Origin of the sequence: Spirosoma profusum, from assembly GCF_014699005.1 — a bacterium.
GTDB lineage: Bacteria > Bacteroidota > Bacteroidia > Cytophagales > Spirosomataceae > Spirosoma > Spirosoma profusum.
Genome location: NZ_JACWZY010000003.1, coordinates 332,403 through 353,396, shown reverse-complemented (window position 1 = coordinate 353,396; position 20,994 = coordinate 332,403). Strand labels below are relative to the sequence as shown.

Annotated in this window: 16 protein-coding genes; 11 read left to right on the top strand and 5 right to left on the bottom strand. The window is 48.7% G+C overall.

What is annotated here, in order from left to right; genetic code table 11:
* Nucleotides 1-58: 58 nt before the first annotated feature.
* Nucleotides 59-967, top strand: a complete 909-nt coding sequence (locus tag IC229_RS06200) for a Nif3-like dinuclear metal center hexameric protein (protein WP_190886062.1) — start codon at nucleotides 59-61, stop codon at nucleotides 965-967.
* Nucleotides 968-1,189: 222 nt separating this feature from the next.
* Here the strand turns inward: IC229_RS06200 and IC229_RS06195 are convergent, their stop codons facing one another.
* The gene (locus IC229_RS06195) at nucleotides 1,190-4,729 is read right to left on the bottom strand and encodes a ThuA domain-containing protein (RefSeq protein WP_190886061.1); all 3,540 of its coding nucleotides are present in this window, start codon (nucleotides 4,727-4,729) and stop codon (nucleotides 1,190-1,192) included.
* Between the two features lie 172 nt (nucleotides 4,730-4,901).
* Here IC229_RS06195 and IC229_RS06190 point away from each other — a divergent pair, with 172 nt between their 5' ends.
* From IC229_RS06190 to IC229_RS06180, 3 genes are all read left to right on the top strand, one after another.
* Nucleotides 4,902-5,753 carry a M23 family metallopeptidase gene (locus tag IC229_RS06190; protein ID WP_190886060.1) on the top strand — a complete coding sequence of 284 codons (852 nt, stop codon included), beginning with the start codon at nucleotides 4,902-4,904 and terminating at the stop codon, nucleotides 5,751-5,753.
* 167 nt (nucleotides 5,754-5,920) lie between these two features.
* Nucleotides 5,921-6,853, top strand: a complete 933-nt coding sequence (locus tag IC229_RS06185; RefSeq protein WP_190886059.1) for a sugar phosphate isomerase/epimerase family protein — start codon at nucleotides 5,921-5,923, stop codon at nucleotides 6,851-6,853.
* A 165-nt stretch (nucleotides 6,854-7,018) separates the two neighbouring features.
* The gene (locus IC229_RS06180; protein WP_190886058.1) at nucleotides 7,019-7,546 is read left to right on the top strand and encodes an ABC transporter permease; all 528 of its coding nucleotides are present in this window, start codon (nucleotides 7,019-7,021) and stop codon (nucleotides 7,544-7,546) included.
* A 45-nt stretch (nucleotides 7,547-7,591) separates the two neighbouring features.
* Here IC229_RS06180 and IC229_RS06175 read toward each other — a convergent pair whose 3' ends face one another.
* Nucleotides 7,592-8,527, bottom strand: a complete 936-nt coding sequence (locus tag IC229_RS06175) for a sugar phosphate isomerase/epimerase family protein (RefSeq protein ID WP_190886057.1) — start codon at nucleotides 8,525-8,527, stop codon at nucleotides 7,592-7,594.
* 133 nt (nucleotides 8,528-8,660) lie between these two features.
* Here IC229_RS06175 and IC229_RS06170 point away from each other — a divergent pair, with 133 nt between their 5' ends.
* From IC229_RS06170 to IC229_RS06155, 4 genes are all read left to right on the top strand, one after another.
* Nucleotides 8,661-9,239 (top strand): RNA polymerase sigma factor, encoded by a 579-nt coding sequence (locus IC229_RS06170; RefSeq protein WP_223833882.1) that lies wholly within the window; start codon nucleotides 8,661-8,663, stop codon nucleotides 9,237-9,239.
* A gap of 58 nt (nucleotides 9,240-9,297) precedes the next feature.
* Entirely contained in the window at nucleotides 9,298-10,419 is a 1,122-nt protein-coding gene (locus IC229_RS06165; RefSeq protein ID WP_190886056.1) for a FecR family protein, read from the top strand.
* Nucleotides 10,420-10,642: 223 nt separating this feature from the next.
* Nucleotides 10,643-14,176, top strand: a complete 3,534-nt coding sequence (locus tag IC229_RS06160) for a SusC/RagA family TonB-linked outer membrane protein (RefSeq protein ID WP_223833881.1) — start codon at nucleotides 10,643-10,645, stop codon at nucleotides 14,174-14,176.
* Nucleotides 14,177-14,196: 20 nt separating this feature from the next.
* The gene (locus IC229_RS06155; RefSeq protein ID WP_190886055.1) at nucleotides 14,197-15,969 is read left to right on the top strand and encodes a RagB/SusD family nutrient uptake outer membrane protein; all 1,773 of its coding nucleotides are present in this window, start codon (nucleotides 14,197-14,199) and stop codon (nucleotides 15,967-15,969) included.
* 148 nt (nucleotides 15,970-16,117) lie between these two features.
* Here the strand turns inward: IC229_RS06155 and IC229_RS06150 are convergent, their stop codons facing one another.
* Nucleotides 16,118-16,660, bottom strand: coding sequence for a nuclear transport factor 2 family protein (locus tag IC229_RS06150; protein ID WP_190886054.1), 543 nt, complete (start codon nucleotides 16,658-16,660; stop codon nucleotides 16,118-16,120).
* A 151-nt stretch (nucleotides 16,661-16,811) separates the two neighbouring features.
* Here IC229_RS06150 and IC229_RS06145 point away from each other — a divergent pair, with 151 nt between their 5' ends.
* A complete protein-coding gene (locus IC229_RS06145; RefSeq protein WP_190886053.1) occupies nucleotides 16,812-17,843 on the top strand; it encodes an AraC family transcriptional regulator in 1,032 nt (343 codons plus the stop codon).
* 109 nt (nucleotides 17,844-17,952) lie between these two features.
* Here IC229_RS06145 and IC229_RS06140 read toward each other — a convergent pair whose 3' ends face one another.
* Nucleotides 17,953-18,792, bottom strand: coding sequence for a ThuA domain-containing protein (locus IC229_RS06140; RefSeq protein WP_190886116.1), 840 nt, complete (start codon nucleotides 18,790-18,792; stop codon nucleotides 17,953-17,955).
* Nucleotides 18,793-19,091: 299 nt separating this feature from the next.
* On the opposite strand from IC229_RS06140, the gene IC229_RS06135 reads away from it, so the two are divergent.
* Together IC229_RS06135 and IC229_RS06130 are read left to right on the top strand one after the other, a co-directional pair.
* Nucleotides 19,092-19,250, top strand: a complete 159-nt coding sequence (locus tag IC229_RS06135; protein WP_190886052.1) for a hypothetical protein — start codon at nucleotides 19,092-19,094, stop codon at nucleotides 19,248-19,250.
* Nucleotides 19,231-19,902: a hemerythrin domain-containing protein gene (locus IC229_RS06130; RefSeq protein ID WP_190886051.1), complete on the top strand. Its 672-nt coding sequence runs from the start codon at nucleotides 19,231-19,233 to the stop codon at nucleotides 19,900-19,902. Before IC229_RS06135 ends, IC229_RS06130 begins: the two co-directional genes overlap by 20 nt.
* Before the next feature lie 342 nt (nucleotides 19,903-20,244).
* Here IC229_RS06130 and IC229_RS06125 read toward each other — a convergent pair whose 3' ends face one another.
* Nucleotides 20,245-20,991: a LytR/AlgR family response regulator transcription factor gene (locus IC229_RS06125; RefSeq protein ID WP_190886050.1), complete on the bottom strand. Its 747-nt coding sequence runs from the start codon at nucleotides 20,989-20,991 to the stop codon at nucleotides 20,245-20,247.
* Nucleotides 20,992-20,994 lie beyond the last annotated feature (3 nt).

The following is a 20,994-nucleotide window of genomic DNA, read 5'->3' as shown; positions in this document are numbered from 1 at the left end:
CAAGCTACCGTAACTCACTAAAATTACGTAGTATCGTCCCATAAATCCGCAAACACCCATGACTATTCTACCCGGAAGACGACAATTCTTAGTTACCGCAACAAAGGCATTTGGTACGTCGATATTCCTCAATACGCCGTTTCTTAGCCAGGCGGCTCCATTAGAGGCTAGTCAGCCATCCATTACTGTCGGTCAGGTGATGGACTTAATCCTGAAAACTATACCCAATGCGCCTTTTACGAAAACCGTCGATACGTTAAAATCTGGTAATGCCTCGCAAACCGTTACGGGCATTGTTTCGACGATGTTTACGACGACTGAGGTCATCGAAAAAGCCATTGCCGCAAAGGCGAACTTCATCATTGCCCACGAACCCACATTTTATAATCATCTTGATGAAACCGACTGGCTCAGCAATGACCCGGTTTTCAAACATAAACATGAGTTATTAACCAAAAATGGAATTGCGGTCTGGCGTTTCCACGATTACTGGCATTCGCACCGCCCCGATGGTATTCGAACAGGAATGTTGTCGGCGCTCGACTGGACGAACAATGTAGATCCACAAAATCCGCAGGTCATTACGTTGCCAGCGACGAACGTATCAAAATTGATTACTCACGTCAAACAGAAATTGGGCATTCCGCAGGTTCGTGTGGTAGGCGATATGGCGCAATCGTGTCAGCGTGTTCTTCTAATGCCGGGAGCATCGGGCGGCCGAAATCAGATTATGGCGATTGAACGGGCGAAACCCGATGTGGTTTTTTGTGGCGAAGTCAGCGAATGGGAAACGCCTGAGTACGTGCGCGATGCACGCAAACAGGGGCAAAAAATATCCTTAGTAGTTATGGGCCATATCTTGAGCGAAGCCGCCGGTATGGACTGGCTGGTTTCCTGGCTAAAACCCAAAGTTCCTGGTGTTCCTGTTACGTATATTCCTTCCGGAAATCCGTTTCAATACGTGTAATCAAAGAGAGGCAACTTAGACCTTTTGATAATATATCTCTGAATTAAAATACGAGTGTTTTTTTGTCATTCTGACGAAGGAAGAATCTTAAAGCATCCTAACTTGAGAGTAAGCAAACGTTAAGATTCTTCCTTCGTCAGAATGACAAAAAAACACTCGTATTTAAGTTAAAAAAAGCCCGTAACCATGCCTTCAAATTTCGGGCTAACTGATCACTACGTATCATTCATTAAACTGTATACTACTCAGCTGAATAATCCCCTCGTTGGGCTTATCGCGTTTGATGACTACTACGTATACGTCGTGCTTACCAGTGATCGGCTTGTCGAACTGACCGGTTACCTCGTTCATATTTTTCCAGTCGCCAGTAGATTTGTAAGCGGTTCGGCTCACGACCGGGGCCGCATAGGAATCAAGCCGGATTTCGATTTCCCCGTCTTTATTCTGGGATGAATATTCGTAGGTAAGCGATTTGATGTTGGTCAGGTCAACGTCTTTGATCAGTACGTAGGCTTTGTGATTTCCGGCACTCAGGCGATTGCCAAACCGAGGGAAACCAACGTAAGCATCGGCGTTGATGGTTTTTATTTTGGCGTTACGTAGCGTCACTACGTCCGCACCGGTTAAAGGGCCAACGCGTTTGCTAGCGTCACCATTATCTGTGTATGAAGCAATTAGCGTGTACTGGCCACGTGCTTCTTCAGGTTTATGTTCGTTGAGCGCGAGTGAGCCCTGTTGCGGCACCGCTTTTTGTTTGCGGGCGTCGGTCAGTGAGAAAATGTATTTTACCATTTCCTGCGCGTCCTGAACCGGAATCTGCGGATGGGCGCTCATCAGGTGGTCTTTGCTCCAGGCCCCTCCCCCACCTTCAATGATTTTTTTGGCAAGTCGCTCTACCGTTCCAGCTTGGCCTTTATACCGATTCGCTACCGCCAGAAACGTTGGCCCAACGGATGGCTTATCGATAGTATGACAGGCTTTGCAATCGCTATTGATAACCAGATTTTTACCGAGCGAACCATTGCCAATCATCGCTAAATCCTGATGGCCCTGTTGAGGGGACGTAGCAGGAGTAGTTCCCGGCTGGGCGCTGTATTCGTACACGACCTTAATACGTTTCGGGTCTATCTTTTTGTCCTCTTTATCAGCTACTTTCACTACGTAGTTGAATGGCTTACCATTCCAGTAAAACGACTTGTTACCCATTGTGGTGATGGCAACTTCCGGTTTGGCGTTTCCGACCTTCACCTGAATCGTGTCCATGCCGACCTGCCCGGTTTGGTCGGTTACTTTCAGGATAGCCTTATACACACCCGGTTGCGTGTAGGTATACGTAGCATTCGGCTTGGTAGCGCCAACAGTTTTTCCATCGAACAGCCACTGGTACGTTAGCGCGTCTTCATCCATATCCGTACCCCGTCCGCCAAACTGCACACGTAGCGGTGCTTGTCCTATGGCTTCGTGGATGGCCGGCGCGTTACGTCCGTCGGAGGTCAGGTAGGCGCGGGCGTTACGTAGCGCCACAGCCGCCGAGTCAATCACCTGAGCGCGAGCAACTGGCGGACGATTTCCTATATTATATTCAATTTTCACCAGCCGGGCGTCGTCGTTATCGGCACCATACACCGAGCCGTATTCGAGCATATACATCACGCCGTCTTTGCCAAAGGCCAGATCGATGGGTCGCCGGAAATCACCAGCAGCGGCCATGAAGGGTTCGTTACGTTGGTAATTGTCGTCTTTGTCGACGCGGACGGCTAGCACCCAGTTACGCATCCAGTCGAAGATGAACAGGGCGCCATCGTAGTATTCCGGGAATTTGGTTTTCGAAGTTGAGTTCTTGTCGAAGCTATAGAACTCTCCTGCCATCGCGCTACGTCCACCCTGCCCCAGTTCCGGGAATTCTTTGGAGGCCGCATACGGATACCAGATCATGGCCGGATTGACCGGCGGCAAATGCTGAAGGCCGTTACTTTTTGGCGAATCATTAACCGGGTCTTTCGGGTCGAAACGCTGGCCGATAACTTTGGTAGCGAAATCGTTGGCTGGATACGGCTGACTATTGCCGATAAAGAGCGGCCAGCCAAAATTTCCGGCTTTTTTTGCCTGATTAAACTCATCATAACCGCGCGGCCCTAACGTACTGTCTTTGCCAGCATCCGGTCCGATTTCACCCCAATACAACACTGAGGATTTGGGATTGAGCGCGATGCGATATGGATTCCGAAGTCCCATTGTGTAAATTTCGGGGAGCGTCTTATCCGTTCCTTTTGGGAAAAGATTACCCTCCGGAACGATATACGTACCGTCAGGCTGTGGGCGGATACGTAGTATTTTCCCTCGAAAATCGTTCGTATTGGCGGCTGTGGCACGAGCGTCGGCAGCTAGCTGATCAGGACGGGCATCGATTGGCGCATAACCGTTCGAGGGAAACGGATTCGTGTGGTCGCCGGTAGACAGGTACAGATTGCCTTCTTTGTCGAATGCGATTGACCCGCCGTGGTGAGAGCCGGGCGCATCAATGCTGGGCACTTTCAACAGGACTTTTTCCGATGCTACGTCCAGCGTATTGTCGTCTTTCACCACAAACCGCGACAGGTTGTAGAACGGATCTTTTTCGAACTGGGGCGAATAATAAATATACAGCCAGTGGTTCGTCGCAAAATTGGGATCTAACGTAATTCCCTGAACCCCATGTCCTGCTTTCGTCGGTACGTCGAACCGATGCACCAGCGCACTTTTGTTGGTACGTGTATCATAGACTGACAGGTTGCCGCTACGTTCGGTAAAGAATACGCGACCGTCTTTGGCTACGGCCAGTTCCATCGGTTCGTTCAAATCGTTGACCAGTACAGTTTTCACGAAGCGATTTTCTTCGGGCATTATTACAGCGTATGACTTACTGTAATCCAATGGTTTGCCATCTCCCATTGCCCATTTTAGTCCACCCAGCATGTGCTTAACAAAGAGTGGTTCGGTGAAACTTTCGTCGGTATGTCCACCACCCGTGTAATATGCTCGGCCTCCGTCGAATTCATGGTACCACGCAATCGGGTGATTGCTGCCGTTGGTTCCACCATCGTATGTATTCTCATCCAGATTGGCCAGTACGTTCAGGCCGGAGTAGAGCGAGCGGTAATTGTACCATTCGTCGGTACGTTCCCAGCGGTCGGGCAGGTGTTCGGTAGAGATGTGTTTTTTGTTCAGTACGTCGACCATCGCCTTGCGCACGTTGGGCTGACTCGGATGACTCGAAAAATAACCGCCTACCAGTTTGTTATACCACGGCCAGTCGTATTCCGTATCGGCAGCCGCGTGAATGCCCATGTAGCCGCCACCGGCCTGGATATACCGCTCAAACGCAGCCTGTTGACTCTGGTTCAGTACGTTACCAGTCGTGCTCAGCCAGACAACGGCCTGATAGTGTTTCAGACTATCATCGACGAAATAGTTAGCATTTTTGGTGGTATCGACTCGAAAATTATTCTCCCTTCCCAACTTCTGAATAGCCGCAATACCCGCCGGAATCGACGTGTGATTCCAGCCTTTTGTCTTCGAAAAAACGAGGATACGCGCCGGAGTCGCCTGCTTTGGCTCAACCGGAACGGGAGTCGGAGACGTATCAGCAACGTCGGTCGTCGCAGCCATCGACATCTGATTAACGGCTTTGGGGGACGTAGCACAGGCATACAGGCCAGCCATCACGCCAACGGTTATGAACGAACGGAGAACAGATTTAGGCGAGGTTGGTAAGGTGATCATGCGTAAAAAAGGGTTGTCGGCCAATGGAAAACCTGGGCAATTTCAATTCACCAAGTTTACTCCGATTAATGAATTAATAAGCGTTTCTGGAGTATAAACTACCCGGTCACTTGCCGAACATTTCCTGACTGATCGGGTTAGAATAGCACACAAATAACTGCCCCAACTCCCTATGAAAACCCATTCGTTACGTCTGCTTTTCTGCCTGATTTGCTACGTTGGTAGCCAAGGTTACGCTCAAACAGCCACCGCTCCCAAATCAGTTACGGTTGCCCAGGGAGCCGTTGTGCGCTGGCCGGGCAACTGCCTGCGATGCAGTTTTGGTAAACAAGCCTGGAAAGCGGTTAATGGCACCTGTTATTACCCGGTCGATATGGAGATGACACCAGCCACCTACACCATCTCGCGCCGAACGACCGGCGGCCGTTTAGAAAGTGCGAAGTTGAGAGTCATCGAAAAGCCTTGTGTACAGGAAGACATTAAAAACTTTACCAAAACTGAATATATCGACGTATCGAAGGCAAATCAGGCCCGCCACCGAAAAGAAATGGCTACGGTACTGCCGCTGCTACGTTACAAAAGCGATGAACGTCCAGCGGTGTTCGATCTTCCGGTGAGTAAACCAGCCGATCCGCTGCCAAAAGGCGAAGGCAACTTTGGTACATGCCGAACCTTCAATGGGCAGGCGCGTGATCGTCATACGGGACAGGATTACCCGGTTACGGGCGGTGAACCGGCGTTGAGCATTGGCAATGGCCGGGTGCTACTAGCTGCTAATCATTTTTTCAGTGGCAACTCGATTTACATCGATCACGGCAACGGGCTGATCAGCGAGTATTTTCACCTTAAGAGTCTTAATGTCAAGGTAAACGAAACCGTTACGAAAGGTCAGAAAATAGGGACTGTTGGCGAAACTGGTCGCACAACGGGGCCACACTTGCACCTAGGAGCACGCTGGCATGGCGCTCGCATCAATCCCGGCTTTTTGCTAATTGAGCCAGCCGATATTCCTGAGGTGAAGTAAGTTTTTTTAAGCGCAAAGGGCGCGAAGGTAATCGCAAAAGAAACGCAGCGTACTCCGCGAACCTTTGCGCATCTCTTCGCGCCCTTTGCGGTTAAAATTTCCAGATTGCAAAATCACCACTTTTTTCCGTAATTCCGCCCTGTACTTACCCTAAACCTTATTTTTGCATGTCGTTCTCTCGTCGCTCTTTTTTAACCACTAGTGCTCTCGCTGCGGTTTCGCCCGCGCTTCCGTCTGTCAATTCATTAGCTCAACCCGCACCTACGTCGGCAGGACGTATCAAACTAGGTTTGTCGTCTTATTCATACTGGCATTTCAAAAAGACCAAAGTGCCCATCGAAACGGTGATCGACGAAGCGGCCCGGCTGGGTTTTGAAGGCGTCGATATTCTGCACCGGCAGATGGAGGGTGAAGACAATGCGTACCTGCAAAAGTTAAAACGGCACGCGTTTCTGAATGGAATCGACCTGATTTGCCTGTCTATTCACCAGGGATTTGTGTTTCCCGACGCGGCCGAACGCCAGAAAAATATTGAGCATACCATTAAGGGTATCGAAATGGCGTACAAACTCGGCATTCCATCAATGCGGCTCAACACGGGGCGATGGAACACCATTAAATCGTTCGATGAGTTGATGACAAAACGCGGTATCGAGCCGATTCTGCCCGGTCATACCGAGGACGAAGGGTTTAAATGGGTTATTGATAGTATTGAAAAATGCCTGCCCAAAGCCGCCGAATGCGGGGTGATGCTGGCACTCGAAAATCACTGGGGGTTATCCTCAACGCCAGAAGGGCTGCTACGTATCCGAAAAGCCATCGACTCTCCCTGGATGGGCGTATTGATGGATACGGGTAATTTCCTCGAAAACCCATACGAAAAACTGGAGCAGGTGGCACCGTATGCGTCGTTTGTGCAGGCCAAAACGTATTATGGCGGTGGCGAATGGTACTCGCTCGACCTCGACTACAAACGTATCTTCGACATCCTGAAAAAAGCGAATTACAAAGGCTACGTATCACTGGAATTCGAAGGCAAAGAAGCCGCCGAATCGGGCGTCCGCCAAAGCCTCGAGCTGATGCGTAAGGCAATGGCATAAATAAATGTATGACGTATGAAATTTGACGTATAACCAATGTTGGCGTTTGCACTTTATACATCCTATACCATACACCATACTTCATACATCCTACGTTATACATTCCCCTGTCCCGTTATAGGGCGTAATTTGTATTTTTACGGTTCTAACTGCCAATCAGTCTTTATGAAGCAATTGATAGCCAGTTGCCTATTACTGGCCATACTCCATAATCCATTATTTGCCCAACAGGCGCAGGATATACAAGCAGGTCAGCCGGTGCAGTTGAATGGCTTAGACTACGGCTATGAAATCAATAACGAACGTCGTCTCGACATCAGTGGCGAGATTTTCATGCGGTACGAAATCTCCATTTACGTCAGCAATAAGAGCAGTTGTACCAAGCTTTTTCTGCCTAAACAAACCCTGCTGGGACAGGAAGACCTCAATCAGCTTGCTTTTTTCGATTGTGTAAACGCTACCGGCAAACGCCTGACTTCGAGGGGAGCCAAGATTATGGCGCGGCCTTTTTCGGTGCCGTACCAACAACGTATCAAGAATGCTGAGGGAAAGGAAGTTAACACAACGACTTACGTTCAGGCAGGGCACATGCTACGTAACGGCGAAACGGTGAGTAATACGTTCGTTGCCATCGTGCCCGATGGCGAGAAACCCATTATGAAAGTCAGGATACGGGAAATTCCGGAATTATAGGAGGTTAGCTAACATCCATTTTGTCATGCTGGTAGTAATTTACAGCTACGCTAGCATCACTCCAGCTTTATCGGCCTGACTGATGACGTATTGTCGGGCTTCGTCATATTCTTCCGGTGTGCGCAGGTGTTCCAGCAATAGCGGCACTTCCTGCGGCAGCGACGTTACGTTGCGGATGTACGCTACATAGTCCATGCCACCGCGTCCGGGCATGGTTTCGGCGAAGTGAACATCGCGCCCCACTACGTCCTTCGCGTGCGACGACACAATCCAGCGGCCTAATTTTTTGAACGTATCGTTGATGAGCGCCGTGTTGTTATAATAGCGCGTTGGCGAATTGATGATGTTGGCAATATCGATATGCGCACCAAATGCCGGTCGGTCAATGGCTTTGATGAATTTCAGGTACGAATCGGGACCGTCGGGCAGGCTCCAGCCCATCATTTCGAGCGCAAATTTGGCCCGTTTGGGTTTCACAGCATCGATCACTTTCCGGCAATTTTCGACGGTTGCGTCAATGTACTCCTGCGTTACGTTGCGAGGGTCGGGGCCGTCCCAGCGAGTTGGGTTGTAGGAGCCACCGATGTTTACGCAGGTGAGTGCGCCTACGGCTTCAGCCAGCGCTAAGCGTTCTGTTACGTAGTCCAGATTTTTTTTGCGTTTTTCGGGGTCAGCATCCAGCATATTTACCCATGCGCCTACTTCGGCAATCACTACGTTCTGAGCAGCAAACGCTTTGCGAATGGCGTCAATTTTTGCTGAATCTTTCAGGTCTACAGTTGGTACGTAGGCGGCACTATAACGTAGCCGACGATGCTCGCGCGCCAGTTCGCCAGGATCATCGCTTTTCAGGAAAATAGGGCCACCCAAACGTAGTGATTTTTGCGCCGGGGCGAAAGCAGGAATTCCAGAAGTAAATAAAGTGCCACCTGCCAACGCAGCAGACGATTGTAGAAAACGGCGCCGTGAAAACGTAGTCATGGGAACGTAGTGAGTCTAGCCTACAAAGCAATTTGCGCGACAATTCTGCTGAATTAAAAAACAATTAATCGTGAAATAATAATAAATTTGAAGTTAGAGCCGACCATTAGTAGGCTGGTTTAGCTCCTACGCCTTGCCAACAACTCATTCTGATACTGAAACCTGGATCGCCTTTCAGGAAGGCGACGAAGACGCTTACACAGCGCTCTATCGGGCGCACGTGCGGGCTATGTATCGCTATGGCATGAGCCTGGTTTCGGCGTCTGAATCTTTTGTTTTTGACTGTATTCACGACGTATTCACCGAAATCTGGGTGAAACGCGCTCGCCTGACCATCCCCGAAAATGTTCGTTATTATCTGCTAAAAGCGCTCAAAGTACGTATCCTTCACGTGTTACAGCGGCAGCAGCGGCCAAGCCAATCTATCTCCCAATTTGATTTCGATGAACTTTGGGCAGAGCCATCGTCTGAAGAATTATTTACCGAACAGGAAGACAAAGGAAATCGGGAACAGCTGATTCAGAAACTGATCAGCCAGTTGCCACCCCGCCAGCAGGAAGCGATTCGATTACGCTTTGTGGAAGAACTGGATTACGGCGAAATCGCTGAAGTGCTGGATATCAATCGACAGTCGGCGCAAAATCTGGTATTTCGGGGTATCGAAAAACTCCGGCAATGGGTTTTGGTTTTTCTTTTTTTACAAATTTTTTAACCAAAGTGAGTATGAACGTAGAGTAATTGTCATCTACTGACAATTTAATCTCGAATTTGTGCTAAATCCTTACGAATCTTCCAGGATAATACAGTTTGTATGTGATGATGCTTTTATAAAGCATCAACTGGCACCAACGCGTCAGTCGACACAATTCTGGGACGATTGGTTCGCCCAGCATCCCGACCAGCGTTCGGATTGGGAGCAGGCTGTTACGTTGCTGAAAGCGGTGCAAACCGGGCTGAGTGACTACAGCCGAACGTACCTTTCCGAGGAAGCTCAGGCCCAATTATTAGATCGCATTTTAGCAACTAATCGAGCCGAATCGGCGCCGATTATTCCTCGCTCACGCTGGCAAACCGGCTGGTTTTACTGGTCGGCTGCGGCTTGCCTGCTGCTGGCAATTGGAATCAGCTATTGGTACGTCAAACCAGCGAACAGCCCGTCTTCATTCTATCAACAGCAAAGTGCCCGTCTTGAAGAAACGAGTACGGAACGTATCAATTCTGGTCAAAAACCCGAAATCGTTCGGTTACCCGATGGCTCTTTGGTGGTGTTGGCTCCGCAAAGCCGATTACGGTATCCGGCTTCTTATGGCCAGCAGGAACGTTCGGTGTTTTTACTGGGCGAAGCTACGTTCGACGTTCTGAAAAATCCCCGGAAACCGTTCTACGTCTATGCCGATAAGGTAATCACCCGAGTTCTTGGAACGCGCTTTATCGTTCGCTCCTTCGACCGCGATCCGCAGGTAGTTGTGCAGGTTCAGCAAGGTCACGTAAGTGTTTATAAGGGGCCGTCTGCTACGGAACAATTGACTTCCAATAAAACCAGACAGGGCGTGTTGTTGCTACCAAATCAACAGGTTGTTTTCTCCCGCGAAACCGAAACGTTCACGAAAACGCTGGTCGACACTCCGCAACGTATTGACACCAAACAACCTGTACCAGTCAGTTTTGTGTTCGATGAAACGCCCGTTGCCCGCGTATTCGCTACGTTGGAGAAGGCGTATGGAATCGATATTGTGTATGATGACGATGTATTGGAACATTGCCAGTTAACAGCCTCTCTGACCGAAGAATCTCTTTTCCAGAAACTCGACGTGATTGTTCAATCAATTGATGCTTCCTACACCCTGGTCGATGGGCAGGTTGTCATTAATGCGAAATCCTGTACACCCTAACCTATTTCACGTTTTTCTCCTGGACCTGCATGACAGAACCTTAACTTACAAGTCAAAACAATCCTTAGTTTTTGCACACTTATTGACTGTCGATCCCTTCGTTTTATGGTCGTAAATACAGTTTAAAGAACTGTATGGAAGTAATTCCCCTGATTTTCTTAACCCAAATAAACCGTACACCAGTATGAGAAAAAATCACTTTTACCTAATTCATTACCTGAAAATGTCGTTAGTACAAGTACTGATGGCTGTTGTTTTTGCCGGAATTTCCTGGGCAACTGATGCCAATGCTCAGGAACTACTCGACCGTCGACTAACGCTACAGGTACGTAACGAGAAGATTAAAAACGTGTTGATGATGATCGAAAAGTCGGTCAATGTCAAATTTTCGTACAGCCCACAACTCATTCAGTCAGGCCGCCGGATTACGTTTCAGGCGCAGGGTGAGCCACTTGGCGATGTGCTGAATAAACTTCTGCCAACTCTCCAGTTGACCTACAACGTAGCAGGAGCGCAAATTATCCTCAAGCAGTCGCCTAAAAATATGTCGGGCGAGCCTACCTCTCAGTTGCTCATTCCAGAACCAGCCACGGCACAAAATTCTGCTGATCAGACCGTTACAGGCACAGTAAGCGATGAGACAGGGGCTGGTATACCCGGCGTGAGTGTTGTCATGAAAGGCACGCAACGTGGTACCAATACAGATTCGCAGGGAAAGTATTCGCTGAACGTACCGAATGGCTCAACCGTATTGGTCTACTCATTTGTGGGTTATACAACACAGGAAGTTACGGTTGGTAATCAGTCGTCGATCAACGTATCGCTTAAAGCCGATCTGAAAACACTCAGCGAAGTGATTGTTGTGGGTTACGGTGTGCAGAAAAAAGCCAACCTGACCGGCGCTGTCGACATGGTTACCAGCGAGGTGTTTGATAACCGCCCCATGACCAACCTGAACCAGGGCCTTCAGGGTGTTTTGCCGAACCTGAACATAAAAATGGGTGACGGAAAACCGAATCAGGCACCTTCATTCAACATTCGGGGTACTACGTCTATTGGTCAGGGCGGCAGCGCGTTGGTCCTGATCGACAACGTAGAAGGCGATCCGAGTTTGCTGAACCCCAACGACATCGCCAGCATCACGTTGCTGAAAGACGCAGCTTCCGCGTCGATTTACGGAGCCAGAGGGGTGTTTGGGGTTGTGCTCATCACCACCAAAACGCCAACAGTGGGCAAAGTAAGCGTTAATTATTCCAGCAACTATTCCTTCAAAAGCCCCATTGCGAAACCTGATTTAGTTACCGACGGCGCTACGTGGGCCACCATGTTTGCCGAATCGTTCGTCAACTTCGGTGGTACGTTCCCGCAGAATGCCAACAAAACGCTGAAGTTTTCGCAGGCGTATCTGAATGAAGTAAAGCGACGGGCAACGGTTGGCGGATTGCCGGAAGTTGAAATTGACCCGACAACGGGTGAGTACGTTTATTATGGCAACACGGCCTATTACGATTTGCTGTACAAACCCACTACGTTCGCCAACGAACAAAACCTGAGCATTTCGGGCAGTACCGAGAAAGCCAGCTATTTGCTTACCGGCCGCTACTACGGCCAGAATGGGTTGTTTCGGTACAATTCCGACAATTATCGGGTATTTAATTTCATGGGAAAAGGGTCGATTCAGTTAGCTCCGTGGCTAAGAATCAACAACATGTCGCAGTATTCCGATATGTTTTACCACAATCCGTCGAACGTTGGCGAAGGCGGTGGTATCTGGCGAAATATTGCCGACGAAGGTCACCCATTATCGCCGTTGCTGAATCCAGACGGTACGCTCACGGCGTCGGCGGCTTATACCGTTGGTGACTTTTATTACGGTAAAAACGGCATCGACAACAACAAGCGGATATTCCGGAATACATCTGGCTTTGCCACTAATTTTTTTAATGACAAGCTCAGATTCAAGGGCGATTTCACGATTCAGCAAACCGACAATAACGACAAAGCCAAAGCGGTTCCGGTGCCGTACAGCATCAAACCGGGTACCATTGCCTACGTCGGAACGACAACCAACTATATCGGTGATACGTATCGGGAAACGGCTTACATGACCACGAACCTGTATACCGAGTACGAAAACACGTTCAATACCAATCACTACGTAAAGGTTCTGGCGGGTTACAACTACGAGCAATCGACGTACAAACGACTCATCGCCCAACGTAACGGATTGATTTTCGAAGACGCCAACGACATCAGTTTGGCGCTTGGACAGGCGATTACAACAACGGGCGGCTGGGAACGCTGGAAAATTCAGGGCGGTTTTGCCCGACTCAACTACTCGTTTGGCGACCGTTACCTGCTCGAAGTGAATGGCCGCTACGATGGTTCAACCAAATTCCCGGCTAATCAGCGCTTTGCGTTTTTCCCGTCCTATTCGTTTGGCTGGCGGGTATCTAAAGAACCTTTCTGGAAGGTGTCCGATCAGCTTATTTCTGATTTAAAATTCAGAGCGTCGTATGGTTCGTTAGGGAATGGCAACATCGGTTCGTACGCCTATCTGGAGCAATTCAACATCTCCCAATCATCCATGGTTCTGAACGGGCAGCGTCCGCAGCAGACCCGGAACCCAACGGTGATACCGGAAGGGCTTACCTGGGAAACGGCCACAACCAAGAACATCGGTATCGATTTATCCATGCTTTCCAACCGATTAAATTTCGTTGCTGACGCCTATATCCGCACCACAACGGATATGTTTACGGTTGGCTTGACGCTGCCTGCCGTTTTTGGAGCTACTGCGCCTAAAGGAAACTATGCCAATCTGGAAACCAAAGGGTTTGAAGCCGCGCTTACGTATCGGGATAAATTTTCGCTCGGTTCAAAACCGTTTAACTTCGATCTTCGGCTCACTCTCGCTGATTATACGTCTACCATTACCAAATACAATAATCCTCAGAAACTGCTGAGCGATTATTACGAAGGCCAGCGCGTAGGCGAAATCTGGGGATATACGACCGCTGGTTTCTTTACGTCGGCTGAGGATGTAAAAAACAGTGCCAACCAGAATCTGTTCCGAACGGCCTCCAGCGGTCTGTGGTTTCCGGGTGACATCAAGTTTGCGGATACCAACGGCGATGGTGCCATTACGCCCGGTACCAGTCGGGTTGATAATCCCGGCGACCGGTCTATCATCGGCAACTCCACACCCCGCTACACCTACGGGGTCATGCTGGGAGCTGACTGGAATAACTTTTTCTTCTCGGCCTTTTTTCAGGGCGTGGGTAGCCAGCAATGGTATCCGAGTGGCGAAGCGAGCCTGTTTTGGGGTCAGTATAACCGACCATACGGCGGTATTCCAAAGGCGCAGCTAGGCAACATCTGGACGGAGCAAAATACGGATGCTTATTTCCCACGCTACGTATCACGACTGGCCAGCAACGCCAACGGAACGCTGATTGCGCCCCAGACTCGATACCTGCAAAGTGTGGCTTATGTACGTCTGAAAAACATTCAGATTGGCTATAATCTGCCCCGTAATCTGGTATCGAAAATTGGTTCGTCGGCGGCACGCGTATACGTATCAGCCGAGAATGTCTGGACGTTGTCTCCGCTGCTTAAACGTACCAAAGATTTCGACGTAGAGAATGCTGTTGCTTCTGACCGGGTATTTAATCCTGATCCAAACAGCAATTCTGGAGATGCCTACAATTATCCTCTGATGAAAAGCATCACCTGCGGCTTATCCATTACGTTCTAATTACCCAAAAAATCGTAATCATGAAACTGAAGTATATTCTTATCCTGCTCACCACCGTATTCTTCACAAGCTGCGATCTGGAGGAGCTTCCGGAAGCTACTACGTCTAAAGGCCCCATATTTAGCAATGAAAGTGGTCTGGTGCTGTATACGAACTCGTTTTACACGATGTTCAACGGCAAAAACCTGCACCGGGCCGATGCCATGTCCGATTACCTGGCCCGTAAGGATACCCCGCCGTTTATCACCGAGGGCAACTACAGCCCTCAGGTAAGTACCGACTGGACCTGGACTGATTTACGGAACATTAACTATTTCATTCAGAATTGTAATGATCCCCGCGTGCCGGTGGCCGTCCGGAAAAACTACCTCGGGATTGCCCGGTTTTTCAGAGCCTGGTTTTATTTCGCGAAGGTAAAACGGTTTGGCGACGTACCGTGGATTGGCAAAGCCATCGACGTAACAGAAACCGACCTGCTCTTTAAACCCCGCGATTCCCGCACGGTGGTGATGGATTCGGTGATTGCCGATCTGGATTACGCCAGCCAGAACATTACGTCGGCCAGTGAACCTACGCGCAGTTTGGTGACCAAATACGTAGCATACGCCTTCAAATCGCGGGTGTGTCTGCACGAAGGTACGTTCCGGAAATACCACACCAACTTAGGCTTGCAGGGTTCGGTAGAAAATCTGTTGAATCAGGCTGCTGTAGCTGCAAAAAAGGTGATGGACGAAGGCGGTTATAAACTGAACGACGGTGCCGGAACGGATAAATCGTATCGTCAGGTGTTTATTAATGGTGCGCCAGTCGCAACAGAAGTGATGCTTTCGGCGGTTTGTGACCTCGCCTTGAACAACCTGAACGATGGCAACTGGTACTGGACGAGCGGTACGTATGGCGATAAGGCCAGTTTTATCCGAACGTTCATAAATACCTATCTGAACATCGACGGTACGCCCTATACGAACAATCCAGCCTACAAAACCATGTTGTTTAAGGATGAGGTGAAAAACCGCGATAAACGGCTTCAGCAAACCATTCGCGTTGGCGATTATAAACGAACAAACAATGGTGTTCTGGTTGCTTCTCCTCCGCTTTTCTCGTACACGTACACGGGCTACATGCCCATCAAGTGGACGCTGGACGATATGTATTACGATACCCGCGACTTGAACATCAACTCCGTCAGCATTTTCCGCTACGCCGAGGTTTTATTGAATTATGCCGAAGCAAAGGCCGAACTGAATACGCTTACCGATGCGGATTGGGCGCTAACCATCGGCGCGTTACGTAAACGGGCGGGTATCACGGGTGGCCTGACCGCCAAACCCGTAGTTATCGACCCATATCTGCAATCAAAATATTTTCCGGGTATCAACAGTGCGGTCATTCTGGAAGTACGTCGGGAACGGGGTATTGAATTGTGTCTGGAAGGTTTCCGTTTCGACGACATCGTCCGGTGGAAACGGGGTGAACTGATGCAGATGGAATGGAACGGCATGTACGTTCCTGAACTGAATACACCGATGGATTTGAACGAAGATGGTATTCTGGACGTAGCGTTTTATAAAAACACTTTGCCCGCCAACCGTCCCGCCGGTGTTACGTACGTAGATGTTTCGCCTACAGTTGGCGGCAAACCCAATTCGCAGCTTCTGGCCGGTGATACGTCCGGTGAACTTACATGGCTGAATAACATTCCCCGGAAATTCACCGATAAAAATTACTATTACCCCATTCCAACCGGCGACATTATTACAAATCCGAAACTGACGCAAAACACGGGTTGGTAAGTTGAACGTAGCAAAACAGCAAAGCCTCTGATTCAACTTGAATCAGAGGCTTTGCTGTTCTCTGGGGTCGCGTTTTTTGTCATTCTTCGTTCCTCAGAATGACAAAACGTATTCATAACTAGTCAGCCTATGGGATGTACTGAGCGATTTATTTCCCCCAAAACTCATCTTCCTGGGCGATGTCTTCCGAGTAAATCATCGCTTCCACGATTTTACCCTTTTCGACGGTGTACACATCGATGTTGTGAACATCCAGCACACCACCACCGGGCATCACGGCTTTCCACCGAACCAGGCAGGCCACTTTATTACCATTGACAGTCAGTTGTTTTATATCAGCCAGGCTCAACGTCTGCGACGACGCCTGAATCATGCCGCCCACCATATGTACGACCGCGTCGCTCGACTTTTTGAGTCCTGAGAAGCGATTTGTCCCCGGCTGGTTCCATTGAATATTCGGATCAATCAATGCTTTCGCGGTCGGGTGGTCGCCCTTTTGCACGGCGGTCAGGAAGGTTTTGATAACTTGAGCAGGTTGGTCGATTAGTACGTCAGATGCATTCATGGTTGATAAACTGGTTTTATTTGACATTGCGGTAAGACTGGTTTGTGCTTTTGCGCACGTAGTGGCTACGAGTAGAATCGATACGGAAAGAGCCGAAAACAACGTAGTAACTGAGTGATTTTTCATGGCGTTTCAATTGATTATCAGTGTTTGACTGATGCAAAACTAGAGCTGACAATTGGGAGAGGGCTTACCTCAATCCGCCAATCACTTACCATTTCACGCCAGCTTATGACGCGGGTAGTTTATTCCGTTTACCTTCGCAAAAACTTCTGTCATGGACGATTTTCAAGTACGCTTTGTCGGTACGTTGCTGAGCTATGCCGCCCAGCGCGACCTTTCACCGGAGCAGCTTTGTCAGCTTTCTGGGATCGATTGGGAGGGAATTAAACAACGTAGCGGTTTTATCATTACACCCCAGCAGTTCAATAATCTGTGGCTGAATGCCAGCCAGCTCAGCAACGACGCCCTTTTCGGCTTGCATTTTGGCGAATCGCTGCAACTGGCGGCACTCGGAATTGTAGGGCAGATCGTTCAGAATAGTCAGACTGTAGGCGACGCGCTCACGCAAGCGGCAGACTTTATTCCGCTATTGACCAATCTGTTCGATATGGACGTATCGAAAAGCCACGATACGTTTACGGTTCGGTTCATTCCCTACCTCGACCGGGCGGATGAAGCTCCTTTTGCCCTGCGGCAGATGCTTGATTTGGCGATGGTGTTCGTGCTACACGAAGTCAATGGGTTGATGCTGAGCAAACTGAAGCCGGAAGCGATTTTTCTACCATACGCAGCAGAAAATGAATTGGAATATACCCGAGTGCTACGTTGTTCTCCTACCCAAACCGACGGTACGTATAGTCTGACATTTGCCGGACATAATTGGGACGTACCGATTCTGACGGCTAATTATGATGTACAACAATTTTTGGTACAGCAGGCAACGGCGTTGAGCAATCCAGTCAATGCAGAGCCGACGCTGAAAGAACGTATCGGCAACTACCTGATTACGAACGCGTATCTGGGAATTCCAACGCTGGAAGGAATGGCGGCTAATTTCAACACCAGCGCCCGTAGCCTACAGCGTAAACTTCAGGATGAGGGCGTTACGTATCAGCAACTGGCCGATTCCATCCGAAAATCGCTGGCCATGACGTATCTGGAATCTGGAAAATATCCGCTTAAAGAAATTTCCTATTTACTGGGATACAATGAGTTAAGCGCTTTCAGCCGAGCGTTTAAACGCTGGACGGGAGCCGCACCGGTAACGTATCGAACTTTTGTCATGCTGACGAAGGAAGCATCTTAAGGCGTCCTAATGCTCAAATAAGGAAACGTTAAGATGCTTCCTTCGTCAGCATGACAAAACACCCTTTTTTGTCATTTCCGAAAAACGCGGACTATCTCTAGATAATTACTCATTTCTTCCGACTGCCGAGCCACAGCAATGCGTTGATTAATAGCTCATTCTGCGTATCGCTTTCGAACGTAGAGGAAAGTTCCTTGTTGGTTTTACCCTCGTAATCGATGTCGTTATGGCCCATATTAACGTAAAGCATCCGATATTTTTTGTTCGTCCAGATTACTGGATAATCGCCACTGTGCCAGATTTCGTGGGGTTTCGGGCCGGTGCCGAGCGGGAAACTGGTTGAGTCGATGGAAGCGAGGACGGTAATGTCTGGGTTTTTCCGTAAGTCATTCGTCCAGCGATACCACTCGTTTGGGGCCGTTTCGAACGTACTGGGTATGTGTTTCATAACGGGGTGTTTTCGATTTTCGACCCGAAGAATGGCTGAGGTAGGTCGCCACGTATTGCTTTTATACGAGCCGGAACCCAGAAATTCATTGTGGTACCAATCCCAATTCTGCGGGTATTTCGACGGCGTCAGCGCAAACCCAGCGAAGTGACAGCCTAGCCAGCCTCCCCCGGCCTCCATATATTTTCGAAACGCTTCTCGCTGCGCGGGTTCTTCGGGGCGAGTATCCAGAAAAATAACAACCTGATAGTTTTTCAAGAAATCGGTGTTCAGATTATTCCAGTTATCAGTGGAGTCGTAATAGAAATTATACCGCTCACCCGTCTTCTGAAACCATCGATTGGCTTCGTGTACGTAACTGATGTGTGCTCTGTCATTCTGCGCTGTATAAAATCCGATGACTTTAAATTTAACAGACTTTCTCTGCGCCTGAACATTGACAATCAGGCCAATTACGCAAATTATAATAAGTAAATATATTCGCTTGCTGAACAGAAACATGAGCGTTACGTGGTGAATGTCGGTGCCTGCTAAAGCACGAAAACGCATGAGCCTACTACGTTCACTACGTTGAGGGACTGAACCACGCGACTACGTTTAATTAGTACGTCTCACTCCTGTCTGGGCCAAACAACTCTTCACGCAAAAATAGTGGACCTACGGATCAGTGGTCACTTTTTACGGTTGATACGTAGCTTCTGTCACTCTAAAACATTGGTCGTTGAAACTAGTCGAGGCACCAGCCACCTTTGCATTGTCAAACACAAATACGAACAGAACACACGTCAAGATCTAAAGTTATGGCAACGCAACGCTGCTCACAATGTGCACTCCAGACATTGTGCACCAACAAACAATCCCCTGCCCGAGAAACCGCTACGTCCGGGCAGGTGCGTCAACAATCACTACGTAAATCACCTTTAAATCACGCACATTCCAATGCAAGGCCAACGCTATAACGTATTTAACCAGATTCACAAAGGCCTGAGAGGCATGCTCTATGATACGGCCATTCGTTTACAGCAAACCGCTTTTACTTCATCAGAAGCCAATGTTACCGTCGACCAACTGGAGCAGGTATTGCATTTTTTCGATGAACATGCTGATAACGAAGATCATTTTATCCTGCCACACATTCGTAAACACGATGCTCAACTAATTGACGAACTGGAAAAAGACCACGACGTAGATCATCAGTTGACCCAAACCCTGTTCGACAATATTCAGGAATGGCGACTGACAGCTGATGTAGCCCAAAAGGAGTCAATCGGCAAACGTATCCTGTTGGCTTTCAACGAGTTCATCGCTTTTAATCTCTACCACATGAATAAAGAGGAAACGGTACTGATTGACCTACTCTGGAAGCATTACACAGATGGCGAGATTTTGCAGATGGAAGAGCAGATTATACATGCCATCCCAATCCAGACGCTGCTGGCTGAGAGCCGCTGGATGATGCGGTCTATCAATGACACAGAAGTAATTGGCTGGTTGTCAGGCGTGAAACAGGGGGCTCCTCCGGAAGTGTTCAACACCTTCCTGCAAATGGCTAACGAAGAATTGCCCGCTAATCGGTTAACCAAGGTAGAAGCAGCGTTGAGCTTGGTTTAATCGCCTGCCAATTACCTGCAAAAACGCATACGTCTATGAAACGCCTGTTGAAAAAATTTCGAACAAAAAAAGCGATTCGGCCTAAACAGCCAACAGTTCGTCCCCAGCAATGGTGGGGTCACGAATAATGATTACTTCCTATCTCTTACTACCGTTACATTCTTTGAAAGAAACGCGTTTGGTAGTAAGAATTAGGAGTCTTTTTAAACGTTTGAGGCCAGTATCGAAAAGAGCGTTTTTGTCATGCTTCGTGCCGCTTCGGCGGTCCGACTCAGCATGACAAAAACGCTACTACATAAAAATTTACTAGGCGCTTGATATACAGCTCTATATAAAGAAAATTTACTCCATGCCGATTTTCAGCACGCGACCCACTTCTTTGTGATAAAGTCGACCGATGGGCAATTCCTGTCCGGCAACATCAACGTAGCTAGGGGTAAACGCAGCGATTTTAGTAACGGCTACGATAAACGAACGATGGATACGAAGAAAACTCGTTTCGGGAAGCATTTCTTCCAGTGAGCTAATGCTTTGCTTCACCACCAGCGGCCGCCCCTGCGACGTAACAATTTTGACGTAATCTTTCAGGCTTTCAACGTATTGAATATCGTGCAGAAACACCTTTACCATTTTCCGGTCTACACGGAAATAAAGAAATGAATTTTCGGACGTAGCGACTTGATTTTCAGAGGGAAGCATGGGTAATTCCACCGGATTTTGTTGCGTAGGTAACGTATCGACCCGCATTACTTTGGAAATAGCCCGCAAAAAACGCTCGAACGAAATCGGTTTCAGCAGATAATCTACTACGTCGAGTTCGAAGCCATCCAGCGCATAATCGCGGTAGGCCGTCGTGAAAATGATTTTCGGCGGATTACGCAGGCTTCGAACGAAATCAGTACCCAGCAATTTCGGCATCTTAATGTCAAGAAACATCAGATCCACGGGCGTTGCCTGCAAAACGCTAAATGCCTGAATGGCGTTGTGGCACTTACCGACAATTTCCAGGTTATCAATGCTGTTAATGTGTGATTCAATAACCGCCAGCGCCGGAGGTTCGTCATCAACAAGCAGGCAACGTAGCGGCATACA